Below are 14,785 nucleotides of genomic sequence, written 5' to 3' on the forward strand. Positions count from 1 at the left end.
ACACTTTATTTATGTAAAGGCAAATTAGTCTATAATCCAGGAAAACTTCAAGTTACTGATATAGACACTGAGGACATTACAGCAATAATTCGCACTTATGATACATAATCCATTTTCCCGGGTCAGGGTTCGTTATCTGTTCGCCAAGGGTCTACTGGTATCCTTGCTGTCCGGTATTTGTTTAGGTTATGTGCAAGGAATTAACGGACTCACACTTAATAATCAAGTTGTTGTCCTGGTGCTGTATATTTTAATATTTGGATTGCTTTGCCTGTGGATATTCGCAGACTTCAATCGTTTAGGAATTAATCTGCGGTATGTTGTGGGTATTCTGCCGAAGAACTATAAATGGTTACCGACGGTGGGCTTAGTTCTTATGGTAATCGTGTTTTCACTTAGTGCCTATCTAGTCTCATTTTCCCTGTTGTCGTGGTTCGCTCCTTCTTTTATAGAGGAACTCCTGCGCCAAGTAGCCAGCAATGCTTCTGCTCACAGTTCAGCACCTTTACTAGACAATTTACTGAGTGCGATCGCAATTATAGTCGTGGCTCCCATCGCGGAAGAATTTATTTTCCGGGGGGTTATACTGCAACGATGGGCTACCAAGTGGGGTATCCGTACAGCTTTGATTGTCTCCTCTGTCCTGTTTGGAATTTTACACCCAAATTTCCTGGGATTATCTATGTTTGGTTTTGTCATGGGTGTGCTATATATCAAGACCCGAACATTAATTGTGCCTATAGCCTGTCATGGGTTAAATAATTTACTAGCACTAACAGCAGGGTTTTTCTCTAATCAGCCACAAACTACCTCATCGCTGGATAACTTAGAACAATTGCGTTCTGGTTGGTGGGTAGGAGTTTTGTTGATGTTAATATCTTTGCCTGGGTTAATTCGGTTTTTATCCCGGAATTGGCCGCGCCAGAATGCACCAACCCCTTACGTAATCAACGCATCCCAAGCAAATACATAAGTCTAGTGTAATCAAACAACAGAAATATATTCTTTAATGATGTAGAAATGTATAGAATCTTGTAAAGATATAAAATATAGTTCTAAAAATGCAAACACTCGAGCTTTCTTCCTCTCAGCTGGTAGTACAACCAAAGCCATTTCAGTCTTTGAGAATTATTGCACTAGGAGATAGCTTAGTTTATGGCTTTGGGGACCCAGAAACAGGGGGTTGGGTTGAACAACTGCGGCGCTGGTGGATGTTGCCCGATAGTTCTGGTCATATATTATATAATTTGGGGGTGAGAGGCGATCGCACCCAGCAAGTAGCACAAAGGCTAGAAGTAGAATTTCGCCATCGAGGTGAATTAAGAAATCGGCTTCCCGACCTGATGATTCTCTCCGTCGGTGTGAATGATTCCGCCCGATTAAAAAGTAGCCATGGTCGTAATTATACAGATTTTGCTGTATTTAAAACCGAAATTGCTGCTCTGCTCGCACAAGCACAAAAACTTTGCCCTGTGTTGTTTGTGGGGATGGTTCCTGTGGATGAAAGCAAAATGCCTTTTTTAGATTGCTTTTATTATAATCACAGCGACCAGTACCGTTATAAAGAAGTTACTAAACTTGCTTGTCAGCAACGGCAAATTCCTTACTTAGATATTTTCGATCAATGGATGGCCCGTGATGAATCGTGGCGTTTACAGCGCTTAGGTGTAGATGGTCTTCACCCCAATACCCTCGGTTATCAAACTTTGTTAGCAGACGTGATGAACTGGGAAGCACTAGCAGCCTACAATCAGAAGGCCAATGGAAAAATTAACCCCCATGAGGGGGTGTAAATTTAGACTCAATTTCCAAGGGCGCTAAAATCTCTCTGTTTCTTGCGGTTGTGTCACTGCTCCGGGCTGAGAGGTGAAAAAGTTTTGAGCAGCTTGGTTTTGGTAAATACATCTAATGTCAGGGTTTTCACTGTCCAAGTTGCCTGTAAAGCCAAAGGTATTTAAACGACTCCTACATTCTCTGACTTGGCTTGATGATACAAGGTTACGTTGCTCTAAAATTGCCCAGTTATTTTGGCGCAGAACGCACCCAGGACGCATACTTGGTTGAGCAACATAGACATTAAACGGGTTGAGAGTAACAAACAGTCTCGCGTCCATGACCATTGCACTAGCCCCAAACTGCACACAAATCTCAGGGTTAGGCGCTTTAGTATCTATGAATTCACGAGAAGCGACATTTGCCGGGGTTAAAGTGGTTGTGGAACTAAAGGCAATACCAATTCCAATACCCAACACCAGCACCCCCGCCAAAATGGCGATAGTAGAGATGTTGAACAAGGGGGATTGTAAAGCCGAGGATTTAGAAGTATTAGCTGGTCTACCAGTAGATTTACGTCTCATTTTCGCTCTGATTACCTTCAGCACTGAGAAAGTAGGGAGTTAGCTCAACTGGCCTCCCTTTGACAGTATGACGATTCTTAATTGTAGTTCTGTTTTGCGATCGCCTTGGGCACAGGGCGGAGGGACATCGCCACTGGAAATTTAGCAAGTTTCCAGCGACGATATGGTTCCCTTGATTAGACAGCTTGATAACTAGCAGAGTATGTGTCTTTGAGAGGTTGCCAACGGAAGGACGCGCCCCCCTCTCTCTACTACTACTTTTACTCTGGGTTCTAAGCTAGGTAAGGTGGCTAAAAACTCAACTTCCTGATCTGCGAGAATATTGCCTTCAATGATCCACAACACCAGCCCCTTTGAATTTGGTGGTAGCTGTTCTAGATTGTAGGTAACAATCGGTGGAATATAATATACATAACCTACCGCAGCACCACTACTAGAGCTTTTTTTACCCAGGTGAGGTGGTCTGACTCCATGAACTCCTGTGAGATAGGCAGCTACGTCGCCCAACCCCCTGGCGGTAATATGAAGATCGACATAGCCAGTAGCCCTCAGTCGGCGGCGATATCGACCTTCAAAACCTCCTTCCAAAGGTACGTAAACACCAAGGGAACCAAATTTTTCCAGATCGCGAATGAAAGCGTTGCCAGTGGTAATCAGTGCCATAAATTTTCTTTCGTCTTATCCCACTCAGATATCTCTATTATTGACCCTGAAGCAGGATTAGGTTCAAGTATTCAGGACATCACCTGTAATCAAAAACTATTTTAAAGATTTCTCGACAAAAATCAATAGATGATTTATGATATTAGATTGTGACCTCCGAGCGTAAAAACTGACTGCTCAATTTTCTGTGGGATCTTAGATGTTTACCATCTCCGGGCAATAATAAACTTATCTTAAAGTTGTCAGAGACTGGTACACTAGAAAAACTCGCAGGTTAACAAAGAGTTAGAGGCTAAATAAACCCAGCCCATAAACGACTCTGTACTACATTCACTCCTATATCCCTGAAAACCCAGGGAAAATCTTAAGCTGTAGTTTAAGATTAAAGTGTTGAGTGAAGCAAAAACTGAGGGGTAATGTTAGTTTCATAACATTGCATCGAACTTAGTTAACGGATACTGAGCGGGAGAAAACCGCTTAAGTCCCACCACAGCACGGCAGTAGCAAATGATAGGGCAAAGACCACTAACAGCACTGCCTCCAGAAAGTGCCTAAGTAATTGCTTGGACGAAAGCATTACTGCACAAAGTGCAAAGCTTAAAAGCATTGCTCTGAAATTCCAAGAGTTGTTTTTTTCGCCCAGAAAAAAAAGCTTGTGGCTGTTCTGGTGACCAGGTGAGTGAAAGTAAACGGATTCACCAAACAGTAAAGACACAGCTAGTTGTGTCCTTAAAGGTATGGTGTAGTACTACCTACCCGAAATTTCCGAGGGTCGTCCAACCTCAATCGGCACTGATACAAGTGTAAAAGTGCGATCAACAGTCCGATTCCAACACCAGCAAGTATATAAGGAGAACCAGTTACTGTGTCTGTAGGTATTCTCGGCACCAAACTGGGCATGACCCAAGTTTTCGACGAAGATGGAGTATCAATTCCAGTCACCGTCGTTCAAGCGGGGCCATGCACTGTTACACAAGTTAAAACAAAACAGACCGACGGTTACAGCGCCATCCAAGTTGGTTATGGTGAAGTCAAACCCAAGGCGTTGAATAGACCTCTGCTGGGTCACTTGGCAAAATCATCTGCTCCAGCTTTACGTCATTTAAACGAATATCTCACAGATAGCGCTAGTGATTATACTTTAGGTCAAGAACTTAAGGCGGATATTTTTACTGAAGGTCAAATTGTCGATGTAGTCGGTACCAGTATCGGTCGCGGTTTTGCGGGTAACCAAAAGCGTAACAACTTTGGCCGCGGACCGATGTCACACGGTTCTAAAAACCATAGAGCGCCAGGTTCCATTGGCGCTGGTACAACCCCTGGTCGTGTTTATCCCGGTAAACGGATGGCAGGACGTTTGGGTGGTAGTCGGGTGACAATTCGCAAGTTGACCGTGGTGCGAGTAGACCCGGAACGCAACTTACTATTAATTAAAGGAGCCATTCCTGGTAAGCCGGGGTCCTTAGTGAATATTCTGCCTACAAAGAAAGTTGGTAAGTAGTCATTACTCATGAACTAAAGAAAAAAGGCAAAAAACACAAAAGGACATAAAAATGGTGGAAAGCATAGTTAAAAATTGGCAAGGAGAACAGGTCGGACAGACTACCTTTGAGTTACGGGTTGCTCAAGAATCAACGGCCTCTCATATTGTGCATCGAGCCTTGGTAAGACAAATGACTAACTCTCGCCAAGGGACTGCGAGTACAAAAACTCGTTCCGAAGTTAGAGGCGGCGGTCGTAAACCTTGGCGACAAAAGGGAACAGGTCGCGCCCGTGCTGGGTCAATTCGTTCTCCACTGTGGCGTGGTGGTGGTGTGATCTTTGGACCGAAACCCAGAGATTTTAACCTGAAATTAAACCGCAAAGAACGGCGTTTAGCACTGCGAACCGCTTTTGTAGGTCGTGGGGACGATTTGATTGTGGTTGAAGATTTTAACAACGAGTTATCCCGCCCCAAAACTAAGGAGTTAGTCTCAGCACTAGCTCGTTGGGGAGCAGCACCTGAAAGTAAGGCATTGTTAATTTTGCCGGAGATTCAAAAGGCGGATAATGTTTATTTATCAGCCCGGAATATCGAAAATTTAAAGGTAATTGCAGCAGACCAACTTAATGTTTACGACTTGCTGCACGCTGATAAAATTGTCGTCACTGCATCAGCTTTAGCCAAAATTCAGGAGGTCTATAGTGCCTAAGTTTGACCCCCGCAATCTTCCCGACTTAGTGCGTCGCCCCATTGTGACTGAAAAGGCGACTATCCTCATGGAGCAAAATAAATATACTTTTGAAGTAGCTCCCAAGGCTAGCAAACCACAAATTAAGGCGGCGATTGAAGACCTATTTCAGGTAAAGATAGTCAAAATTAATACCATGATGCCACCACGTAAACAGCGTCGTGTTGGTAAATTTATTGGTTACAAGCCCCAATATAAGCGAGCTATCGTCACTGTAGCCCCTGGGGACGAAGAGAAAGTTAGACAAGTTCTATTCCCAGAGGTATAAAATAAAATGGGTACTCGTTCTTATCGCCCTTATACCCCTAGTACGCGCCAAGTTACTGTATCCGACTTTGCGGAAATTACTAAGTCAAAGCCGGAAAAATCATTAACAGAATACGTACATCGCCCTAAGGGTCGTAATAATCAAGGGCGGATCACTAGCCGTCGTCGGGGTGGCGGACACAAGCAACTTTACCGGATTATCGACTTTAAAAGGGATAAACGTAATATTGTCGCCGAAGTTATAGCCATTGAATACGACCCCAATCGGAATGCTCGCATCGCTCTGGTTTTATATGAAGACGGGGAAAAGCGTTATATTCTTCACCCCAATAAGTTATCAGTGGGTGCGAAAATTATCGCCGGTCCTGACTCTCCCTTTGAGGATGGTAACGCTTTACCACTGTCTAATATCCCCCTGGGTACTAGTGTCCATAATGTGGAACTGACACCGGGGAAAGGCGGGCAAATTGTCCGTGCGGCTGGTGCTGATGCCCAAGTGGTGGCTAAAGAAGGTAACTATGTCACTCTCAAGCTACCTTCCGGGGAAGTGCGGATGATTCGTAAAGAATGCTACGCCACTATTGGACAGGTAGGTAACACCGATGCGCGAAATCTCAGCGCCGGTAAGGCGGGACGGAATCGGTGGAAGGGTCGCCGTCCTAAGGTTAGAGGTAGTGTGATGAACCCGGTAGACCACCCACATGGTGGTGGTGAGGGTAGAGCTCCTATTGGTAGACCAGGTCCTGTAACACCTTGGGGTAAACCTACTTTAGGGGCAAAAACTCGCAAGCCTAAGAAAGCTAGCAGCAAATTGATCGTGCGTCGTCGTCGGAAATCTTCTAAACGTGGACGTGGTGGCCGTCAGTCATAATCTCAAGTCAAACATCCAAAGTCGAAATTATGGGTCGTTCTCTAAAAAAAGGTCCTTTTGTAGCGGATCACTTGCTGAGTAAGCTGGAAAAGCTCAACGCTAAAAACGAAAAACAAGTTATTAAAACTTGGTCGAGAGCTTCGACAATTTTGCCGTTGATGATAGGTCATACCATCGCTGTTCATAACGGACGTCAACACGTTCCGGTTTTTGTGAATGAGCAAATGGTAGGACACAAGTTGGGAGAGTTCGCCCCCACACGTACCTACAGAGGTCATGGGAAGAGTGATAAAAAAGCAGGGAGATAGTTATTAGTCATTGTGACTAATGACTTAAGGAGAAAATTATGGCTATTGATACTACTGAAGTAAAGGCGATCGCTCGTTATATCCGCATGTCTCCCTACAAGGTGCGCCGTGTACTTGACCAAATTCGGGGGCGCTCCTACCGAGAAGCACTAATTGTATTGGAATTCATGCCCTATCGAGCCTGTGAACCAGTATTGAAACTTCTCAGAAGTGCAGCGGCTAATGCCGAGCATAATGCTGGTTTAGACCGGACGCAACTGGTAATTACTCAAGCCTATGCTAATCAAGGTCCAGTGCTAAAACGGTTTCAACCAAGAGCTCAGGGGCGAGCTTACCAAATTCGCAAGCCAACGTGTCATATCACTGTGGCTGTGGCCGCTGATGCTACTGCTAAATGAAATACCCCTTCTTTCACCGATGGGGTCTAGACACGAAAAACTGCGTAAAGTAAGAAATTCTTAGAGGAAGCATTTGTGGGACAGAAAATTCATCCAGTTGGTTTTCGCCTGGGTATTACACAAGAGCATCAATCCCGTTGGTTTGCAGTTCCTGAACGCTATCCAGAACTTTTACAAGAAGACCACAAACTTCGGAAATACATAGAACAAAAGCTGGGTAGATTGGCTCAAAACAATGCCGGAATTTCCGAGGTGCGGATTGAGCGCAAAGCCGACCAAATTGATTTGGAAGTACACACGGCTAGACCAGGTGTAGTTGTCGGCCGCGGTGGACAAGGTATTGAATCACTGCGGGTGGGACTACAAGAAATGCTGCGGCAGTAATCGTCAAATTCGGATTAATGTGGTCGAAGTCCAAAAAGTTGATGCAGACGCGGCTTTGATTGCGGAATACATTGCTCAACAGCTGGAACGGCGGGTTTCTTTTCGGCGGGTGGTACGCCAAGCTATTCAGCGCGCCCAACGTGCTGGTGTTCAAGGCATTAAAATTCAAGTCAGCGGTCGCCTCAACGGTGCAGAAATTGCTCGGACAGAGTGGACTCGTGAGGGAAGAGTGCCTTTACATACCCTCCGGGCTGATATTCACTACTCTTACTGCACAGCTAAAACAATTTACGGGATTCTGGGGATTAAAGTATGGGTGTTTAAGGGAGAAATTATCCCAGGACAGGAAGAAACCACCGCTCCATCCACCCCACGCGATCGCGAACCACGTCGTCGTCAACAACAACGCCGTCGTCAGCAATTTGAAGACCGATCTAATGAAGGATGAAGCATGTTAAGTCCTAGAAGAACTAAATTCCGCAAACAACAGCGCGGACGGATGCAAGGCCTAGCTAGCCGCGGTTGTAACCTTAACTTCGGTGATTTTGGCCTCCAAGCTCAAGAGCCATCTTGGATTACCTCCCGCCAAATTGAGGCCTCCCGTCGGGCAATGACTCGTTATATCCGTCGGGGTGGTAAAATCTGGATCCGGATTTTTCCGGATAAACCTATCACTATGCGTCCGGCAGAAACCCGGATGGGTTCAGGAAAAGGTTCTCCAGAGTTTTGGGTGGCGGTAGTTAAGCCAGGACGCATTATGTTTGAAATCGCTGGAGTTTCCGAGGAAATCGCCCGCGAAGCTATGCGTTTGGCTGCCAATAAGCTGCCAATTAAAACTAAATTTATTGTGCGTTCTCAACCACAGGAGCAGGAGTAGGTTATGCCTCTTCCCAAGATTTCGGAAGCTAGAGAATTAAGTGATGAACAACTGGTCTCGGAAATTGTCTCTGTTAAAAAACAACTGTTTCAGTTACGGTTGCAAAAAGCTACAAGACAATTAGAAAAGCCTCATGAGTTCCGACACGCCCGCCACCGCCTCGCCCAGTTGCTCACTGTGGAAACTCAGCGCCAACAGGCTACAAGTCAATCGACTACAGAATAAAAACTAGGAGATTATGGCAATCAAAGAACGAGTCGGCGTGGTAGTCAGCGACAAAATGCAAAAAACTGTGGTAGTCGCTGTGGAAAACCGCTCTCCCCACCCTAAGTATGGCAAAATTGTCGTGCAAACCCGCCGCTATAAGGTTCACGACGAAAATAGTCAGTGCAAGGTGGGCGATCGCGTCCGGATTCAAGAAACTAGACCTTTGAGTAAGACCAAACGCTGGCAAGTCAAAGATATCTTGAATACTAAGACTACAGTGTAATACTTGTTACAGTAATCTAAACTCCAAAAGGGAGATTAATTGTGATTCAACCCCAGACCTACCTCACTGTCGCAGATAATAGCGGTGCCAAAAAAATTATGTGCATCCGTGTATTAGGTGCAGGCAACAGGCGTTATGGTTTCATCGGCGACAAGATTATCGCCGTTGTTAAAGATGCCATCCCCAACATGGCTGTGAAAAAATCCGATGTCATACAAGCAGTGATTGTCCGTACCCGTCACAACATCCGCCGGGATAGTGGTATGACTATTCGCTTTGATGATAACGCCGCGGTGATCATCAATAAGGATGGTAATCCCAGAGGTACACGGGTCTTTGGACCGGTGGCTCGGGAATTACGCGATAAAAGCTTCACCAAAATCGTTTCTCTGGCTCCGGAGGTGCTGTAATGGCAAACCCCAAGGAAAAAGCCAAAGTATTTCATAAAATGCACGTCAAAACTGGCGACACTGTGCAAGTAATTGCCGGTAAGGACAAAGGCAAAGTTGGTGAAGTGGTCAAAGCACTACCCCAACTGAGTAAAGTCCTGATTAAAGGTGTCAATATCAAGACTAAGCACGTCAAACCCCAGCAAGAAGGAGAATCGGGCCGCATCGTCACTCAGGAATTTCCTATCCATAGTTCCAATGTGATGCTCTATTCTACTAAGCAAAACGTTACAAGTCGTGTTTGCTACACCTTTACAGCAGAAGGTAAAAAGGTGAGAATGCTCAAAAAAACAGGCGAAATTCTCGATAAATAAAGGGAATAACTGCTGTTTTTCTACCAGAAGGGACTCCTCAGTAATTCACAAGGCCTCCCTGACAAAGCCCAGGGATACAGATAAATAACTATGGCAACACCAAGACTCAAAGGTTTATATCAAGAAACCATCGTCCCTAAACTGATGAATCAGTTTCAGTACACTAACGTTCATCAAGTACCGAAGTTAGTGAAAATTACTGTTAACCGCGGTTTGGGGGAAGCGGCTCAAAATGCCAAGGCGCTAGAAGCGTCTTTAAATGAAATTGCCCTGATTACCGGTCAAAAACCAGTGGTGACTCGGGCGAAAAAGGCGATCGCCGGCTTTAAAATTCGTCAGGGTATGCCTGTTGGCATTATGGTAACCCTCAGAAGCGAACGGATGTACGCTTTTCTTGACCGATTAGTTAGCTTATCACTACCCAGAATTAGAGACTTTCGCGGCATCAGTCCTAAAAGCTTCGATGGTCGCGGTAACTACACTATGGGTGTTAGAGAACAGCTAATTTTTCCAGAAGTCGAGTACGACAGTATCGATCAAATCCGTGGGATGGATATTTCCATCATCACAACGGCGAAAAACGACGAAGAGGGTCGCGCCTTACTTAAAGAAATGGGAATGCCCTTTCGCGATCAATAAGTTCATCTAAAGAGGGAACGATGGCAGCTAACGATACAGTTGCAGATATGCTCACGCGCATCCGCAATGCCAACCTGGCAAGGCATCAGACTACACAAGTGCCAGCCACAAAAATGACTCGTAGTATTGCCAAGGTACTACAAGAGGAAGGCTTTGTTGCTGAAGTTGTAGAAGCAGGAGAAGGGATTAAACGCAATTTGGTGATTTCACTCAAATACAAGGGTAAAAACCGTCAGCCTTTAATTACCGCTTTGAAACGAGTCAGTAAACCGGGTTTGCGCGTTTACTCCAATAGAAAAGAATTACCCCGGGTACTAGGTGGCATCGGCATTGCCATTATTTCTACATCCAGTGGCATTATGACTGACCGCGAAGCCCGTCGTCAGAGCCTGGGTGGCGAAGTACTTTGCTATGTTTGGTAGTCATTACCCCCAGGGTCAGGACTGAAGATAAAGGACCAAGAATCATGTCTCGTATTGGTAAACGTCCAATTAATATTCCCGCCAAAGTGGAAGTGACAATTGATGGTAGCCAAGTTTTAGTGAAAGGACCCAAAGCGAACTTTCGCGGACATTGCCTACTCATGTCGTTGTCTCCCAAGAAGGACAAACATTAAATGTCACCCGTCGCGATGACACACGTACGTCCCGGCAAATGCACGGTTTAAGCCGTACCCTAGTGGCTAACATGGTGGAGGGAGTCTCCCAAGGTTTTCAGCGTCGTCTGGAAATTCAAGGTGTGGGTTACCGGGCACAAGTTCAAGGACGTAACCTAGTCCTGAATATTGGCTACAGCCATCAAGTGCAGATTGACCCCCCTGAAGGAGTTCAGTTTGCTGTAGAAAATAACACTAACGTCATCGTCAGTGGTTACGATAAGGAAATAGTAGGTAACACAGCCGCAAAAATTCGTGCTGTTCGCCCCCCAGAACCCTACAAAGGTAAAGGGATTCGTTATGCCGGTGAAGCCGTCAGACGCAAAGCTGGTAAGACTGGTAAGAGTGGTAAGAAATAACAATGAAACTTACTCGTAGAGAATCAAAACAGCGTCGTCATCGCCGCGTTCGTGGTAAAGTTCACGGCACCCAAGAACGTCCACGTTTAGCCGTGTTCCGTTCCAATGAACATATTTACGCTCAAGTAATTGACGACACCAAGCATCACACCTTAGTAGCAGCCTCCACCGTCGAACCAGAGTTGAAATCGAATTTGGCTACAGGTGCTACTTGTGAGGCATCAGCCCAAGTCGGCAAATTGGTAGCAGTGCGATTGTTGGAAAAAGGAATCACCAAAGTAGTCTTTGATCGCGGTGGCAACTTATATCATGGTCGTGTCAAAGCCCTAGCTGATGCAGCACGCGAAGCTGGTTTAGATTTCTAATGACAACTGACTAATAGAGAGCATTTGATTATGGCAACTGGTCGTCGTAAGGCTAACCGCACAAAAAAAGAAGAAACTAACTGGACAAGAGCGCGTCATCCAAATCCGCCGGGTGAGCAAGGTCGTTAAGGGAGGTAAAAAACTCAGCTTCCGCGCCATCGTCGTCGTCGGTAATGAACGTGGCCAAGTCGGTGTCGGAGTCGGCAAAGCTTCAGATGTCATTGGCGCTGTCAAAAAAGGCGTGGCCGATGGCAAAAAACACCTGATTGACATTCCTATGACTAAATCTAACTCCATCCCCCATCCTATTGATGGTGTGGGTGGCGGTGCTAAGGTGATGATGCGCCCCGCAGCACCCGGTACCGGGGTAATTGCTGGTGGTGCTGTGCGGACTGTACTGGAATTGGCAGGAGTTCGTAACATCTTGGCCAAGCAACTTGGTTCCAATAACCCCCTCAACAATGCTAGAGCCGCAGTGAATGCCTTATCTACACTCCGTACTTTTTCTGAAGTAGCCGAAGATCGCGGTATTCCTATTGAAAAACTCTACATTTAGAATGGTTAACGGTTAATGGCTTGCTGACGGTTTAAGCAAGCCCTCAACATTGATCGGTCAATAGTGAAGCTCTAAAAAATAACTAATTACATCATGAGACTCAACGATGTTAAGCCCCAAAAAGGTTCAAAAAAACGCCGCCGTCGTGTAGCTAGAGGTATTTCCGCTGGTCAAGGCGCTAGCGCTGGTTTGGGTATGAGAGGTCAAAAATCTCGTTCCGGTAGCAGTACCAGACCAGGTTTTGAAGGTGGTCAGCAACCATTGTACCGCCGCTTACCTAAGCTTAAGGGCTTTCCGATTGTGAATCGGAAAATTTACACTACGATTAATGTAGATAAGCTCGCTTCTCTTCCTGCTGGTACAGAAGTAACTTTGACTTCTCTCAAAGATGCGGGAATCATCACTGCTGCTAAAGGCCCATTGAAAATCTTGGGCAACGGTGAATTGAATGTATCCCTCAAGGTACAAGCAGCAGCTTTTACAGGACAAGCTCGTAGCAAAATTGAGGCGGCTGGTGGTAGCTGTGAAGTGGTATCAGGAAATACATGATTCCCTACTTGCCATCTCTAGATACCTGCCAGCCCCCGGTTCACTATAGAGGTAGCATTCTATGATCAGTCGAGAAAAAGCCCCAACGGCTCAAGAAACTTTTATGCAGATGGCCCAAGCAGCCGGACTCAGAGGTAGGCTGCTTGTCACCGTCGGTATTTTAATTTTGGTTCGCCTGGGTATATTTTTGCCGGTACCTGGTCTTGATAGGGCTAGGTTCGCCGCAGCTATATCTAGTAACAATGCCGTATTCGGTTTATTGGATATCTTTTCTGGGCGGGGACTTTCCACTTTGGGCATCTTTGCCCTCGGAATCTTACCTTTTATCAATGCCTCCATTATTATCCAATTACTCACCGCGGCAATTCCATCTTTAGAAAATTTACAGAAAAACGAAGGTGAGCAGGGCCGCCGGAAAATTTCCCAAATTACACGCTATGTCACGGTAGTTTGGGCAACTATTCAGAGTGTCGCTTTTTCGTCGTTGTTCCTCCAGCAATTTGCTTTGAATCCCGGCATTTTGTTTGTCGCTGAAACAGCCATCGCTCTCACGGCTGGTTCTATGTTTGTTATGTGGGCATCAGAACTGATTACAGAACGCGGACTTGGTAATGGTGCATCATTGTTGATTTTTGTCAATATTGTCGCTTCGTTACCAAAGGCTTTAGGCGATACCATTGACTTGGTACAAGTTGGCGGTAGAGAAACTGTCGGTCGCGTTATTGTCCTCGTACTGGTATTCCTGGCTACTATTGTCGGGATTGTTTTCGTTCAGGAAGGTATCCGCCGCATCCCCATTATTTCCGCTCGTCGTCAAGTCGGTCGCCGTGTCTTGGCAGAGCAGCGTAGTTATTTACCCCTGCGGCTCAATTCCGGGGGGGTCATGCCGATTATTTTTGCAGCCGCAATTCTCAGTCTGCCACTTTTAATCGCTAATTTCACCAGAAATCCTGACATAGCTAACATTGTCAACACTTATCTCAATCCTGGGGGTTCCGGGGCTTGGGTTTATGCTCTGGTCTACTTGGTGTCAATTATTTTCTTCAGTTATTTCTACTCTTCTTTGATTGTTAATCCAGTTGATGTGGCTCAGAATTTGAAGAAAATGGGATCTAGTATTCCCGGTATTCGTCCCGGTAAGGCTACCAGTGAGTATCTTGAGCGTGTGATGAATCGACTGACTTTTTTAGGGGCGATATTTTTGGGATTTGTCGCTATTATTCCCACGGCTGTGGAAAGTGCTCTAGGTGTCCCTACTTTTCGAGGTTTGGGTGCTACCTCTTTGCTCATACTGGTAGGTGTGGCAATTGATACGGCTAAACAAGTCCAAACTTACGTGATATCTCAGCGTTATGAAGGAATGGTGAAACAATAGTGACGCGATTAATTTTCTTGGGACGACCTGGCTCTGGTAAGGGCACTCAAGCTCAAGTTTTGGCGGCAGACTTGAATATTCCCCACATTTCTACTGGGGATATATTAAGGCAGGCTATGCAAGAGCAAACTCCTTTGGGAATTAAGGCTCAAGGTTATGTCAATCAGGGCGATTTAGTACCGGACCAGTTGGTTCAGGACTTGGTGCAGGAGCGCTTTGTCCAACCGGATGTCACATCCGGTTGGATTCTTGATGGGTTTCCCCGCAAGGTCACACAAGCGGTTTTTCTCGAGCAGTTGCTCGCACAAACTCATCAGGGTGACCAGCGGGTTGTTAATCTCGATGCTCCAGATGATGTGGTGGTAGCACGTTTACTCGCTCGGGGACGAAAAGATGATACCGAGGAGGTAATTCGTCACCGTTTAGATGTTTACCGCTCTCAAACAGCACCATTGATTGACTATTATCGCGATCGCCAGAAATTAGTCACGGTCAATGGCCATCAGTCCCAAGAAGAAGTCACTGAGCAATTGCGCCTCATCGTTACTTCATAGCCTGATCAGTGGGGGGAAATCACCACTCACTACCCCGCCAGGACGCGATTCATCGCGTCTCTCGCCCCTATGGCTAAGATGCTGGACAATTTTAGCTAAGATATATTAATAAACTATTGATATA

The 14,785-nt window shown here is 45.7% G+C and carries 20 protein-coding genes and 4 pseudogenes; 22 read left to right on the top strand and 2 right to left on the bottom strand.

Annotated features, from left to right (window positions below):
* Positions 1-97 precede the first annotated feature (97 nt).
* Together AC6IZ0_RS08310 and AC6IZ0_RS08315 are read left to right on the top strand one after the other, a co-directional pair.
* Positions 98-973 (top strand): CPBP family intramembrane glutamic endopeptidase, encoded by an 876-nt coding sequence (locus tag AC6IZ0_RS08310; RefSeq protein WP_497725767.1) that lies wholly within the window; start codon positions 98-100, stop codon positions 971-973.
* An 88-nt stretch (positions 974-1,061) separates the two neighbouring features.
* Positions 1,062-1,793 (top strand): GDSL-type esterase/lipase family protein, encoded by a 732-nt coding sequence (locus AC6IZ0_RS08315; RefSeq protein ID WP_497725768.1) that lies wholly within the window; start codon positions 1,062-1,064, stop codon positions 1,791-1,793.
* 24 nt (positions 1,794-1,817) lie between these two features.
* On the opposite strand, the gene AC6IZ0_RS08320 is transcribed toward AC6IZ0_RS08315, so the two are convergent.
* Complete coding sequence (locus AC6IZ0_RS08320) at positions 1,818-2,357, bottom strand: DUF3172 domain-containing protein (protein WP_271732232.1); 540 nt, start codon at positions 2,355-2,357, stop codon at positions 1,818-1,820.
* Positions 2,358-2,533: 176 nt separating this feature from the next.
* Positions 2,534-3,020, bottom strand: a pseudogene (locus AC6IZ0_RS08325) (NAD(P)H-quinone oxidoreductase subunit N).
* 865 nt (positions 3,021-3,885) lie between these two features.
* Between AC6IZ0_RS08325 and rplC the strand changes: the two are divergent.
* The 20 genes and pseudogenes from rplC to AC6IZ0_RS08425 all read left to right on the top strand — a co-directional run bounded on the left by rplC (position 3,886) and on the right by AC6IZ0_RS08425 (position 14,661).
* Positions 3,886-4,521, top strand: a complete 636-nt coding sequence (gene rplC / locus AC6IZ0_RS08330) for a 50S ribosomal protein L3 (protein WP_271732228.1) — start codon at positions 3,886-3,888, stop codon at positions 4,519-4,521.
* A 52-nt stretch (positions 4,522-4,573) separates the two neighbouring features.
* A complete protein-coding gene (rplD, locus tag AC6IZ0_RS08335; protein WP_271732227.1) occupies positions 4,574-5,212 on the top strand; it encodes a 50S ribosomal protein L4 in 639 nt (212 codons plus the stop codon).
* Positions 5,205-5,519 (top strand): 50S ribosomal protein L23, encoded by a 315-nt coding sequence (locus AC6IZ0_RS08340; RefSeq protein WP_271732225.1) that lies wholly within the window; start codon positions 5,205-5,207, stop codon positions 5,517-5,519. Before rplD ends, AC6IZ0_RS08340 begins: the two co-directional genes overlap by 8 nt.
* Before the next feature lie 6 nt (positions 5,520-5,525).
* Entirely contained in the window at positions 5,526-6,389 is an 864-nt protein-coding gene (gene rplB / locus AC6IZ0_RS08345) for a 50S ribosomal protein L2 (RefSeq protein ID WP_497725769.1), read from the top strand.
* A 29-nt stretch (positions 6,390-6,418) separates the two neighbouring features.
* Entirely contained in the window at positions 6,419-6,697 is a 279-nt protein-coding gene (gene rpsS / locus AC6IZ0_RS08350) for a 30S ribosomal protein S19 (RefSeq protein WP_271732222.1), read from the top strand.
* Positions 6,698-6,735: 38 nt separating this feature from the next.
* Entirely contained in the window at positions 6,736-7,095 is a 360-nt protein-coding gene (gene rplV / locus AC6IZ0_RS08355; protein WP_271732220.1) for a 50S ribosomal protein L22, read from the top strand.
* A 75-nt stretch (positions 7,096-7,170) separates the two neighbouring features.
* Positions 7,171-7,927: pseudogene (rpsC, locus tag AC6IZ0_RS08360) on the top strand (30S ribosomal protein S3).
* Positions 7,928-7,930: 3 nt separating this feature from the next.
* Positions 7,931-8,356 carry a 50S ribosomal protein L16 gene (gene rplP, locus AC6IZ0_RS08365; protein ID WP_271732217.1) on the top strand — a complete coding sequence of 142 codons (426 nt, stop codon included), beginning with the start codon at positions 7,931-7,933 and terminating at the stop codon, positions 8,354-8,356.
* Between the two features lie 3 nt (positions 8,357-8,359).
* Positions 8,360-8,581, top strand: coding sequence for a 50S ribosomal protein L29 (gene rpmC, locus AC6IZ0_RS08370; RefSeq protein WP_271732216.1), 222 nt, complete (start codon positions 8,360-8,362; stop codon positions 8,579-8,581).
* A 13-nt stretch (positions 8,582-8,594) separates the two neighbouring features.
* Entirely contained in the window at positions 8,595-8,846 is a 252-nt protein-coding gene (gene rpsQ / locus AC6IZ0_RS08375) for a 30S ribosomal protein S17 (RefSeq protein ID WP_497725770.1), read from the top strand.
* 41 nt (positions 8,847-8,887) lie between these two features.
* Positions 8,888-9,256, top strand: coding sequence for a 50S ribosomal protein L14 (gene rplN / locus AC6IZ0_RS08380; RefSeq protein ID WP_271732213.1), 369 nt, complete (start codon positions 8,888-8,890; stop codon positions 9,254-9,256).
* Positions 9,256-9,609, top strand: a complete 354-nt coding sequence (gene rplX, locus AC6IZ0_RS08385) for a 50S ribosomal protein L24 (RefSeq protein WP_271732212.1) — start codon at positions 9,256-9,258, stop codon at positions 9,607-9,609. The genes rplN and rplX overlap by 1 nt, the downstream gene beginning before the upstream one ends.
* 90 nt (positions 9,610-9,699) lie before the next feature.
* On the top strand, positions 9,700-10,248 hold the full coding sequence (rplE, locus tag AC6IZ0_RS08390) for a 50S ribosomal protein L5 (RefSeq protein ID WP_271732211.1): 549 nt from the start codon (positions 9,700-9,702) through the stop codon (positions 10,246-10,248).
* Positions 10,249-10,268: 20 nt separating this feature from the next.
* Positions 10,269-10,670: a 30S ribosomal protein S8 gene (gene rpsH, locus AC6IZ0_RS08395; RefSeq protein WP_200989445.1), complete on the top strand. Its 402-nt coding sequence runs from the start codon at positions 10,269-10,271 to the stop codon at positions 10,668-10,670.
* 44 nt (positions 10,671-10,714) lie between these two features.
* A pseudogene (gene rplF, locus AC6IZ0_RS08400) lies at positions 10,715-11,262 on the top strand (50S ribosomal protein L6).
* A 2-nt stretch (positions 11,263-11,264) separates the two neighbouring features.
* Positions 11,265-11,627 (top strand): 50S ribosomal protein L18, encoded by a 363-nt coding sequence (gene rplR, locus AC6IZ0_RS08405; RefSeq protein ID WP_271732209.1) that lies wholly within the window; start codon positions 11,265-11,267, stop codon positions 11,625-11,627.
* A 30-nt stretch (positions 11,628-11,657) separates the two neighbouring features.
* Positions 11,658-12,183, top strand: a pseudogene (rpsE, locus tag AC6IZ0_RS08410) (30S ribosomal protein S5).
* A gap of 93 nt (positions 12,184-12,276) precedes the next feature.
* Positions 12,277-12,732, top strand: a complete 456-nt coding sequence (rplO, locus tag AC6IZ0_RS08415) for a 50S ribosomal protein L15 (RefSeq protein WP_271732206.1) — start codon at positions 12,277-12,279, stop codon at positions 12,730-12,732.
* A gap of 61 nt (positions 12,733-12,793) precedes the next feature.
* A complete protein-coding gene (gene secY, locus AC6IZ0_RS08420; RefSeq protein ID WP_271732205.1) occupies positions 12,794-14,107 on the top strand; it encodes a preprotein translocase subunit SecY in 1,314 nt (437 codons plus the stop codon).
* Positions 14,107-14,661: an adenylate kinase gene (locus tag AC6IZ0_RS08425; protein WP_497725771.1), complete on the top strand. Its 555-nt coding sequence runs from the start codon at positions 14,107-14,109 to the stop codon at positions 14,659-14,661. Before secY ends, AC6IZ0_RS08425 begins: the two co-directional genes overlap by 1 nt.
* The last annotated feature ends 124 nt before the right edge of the window (positions 14,662-14,785 follow it).

Source organism: Anabaenopsis sp. NIES-4685 (assembly GCF_059725405.1).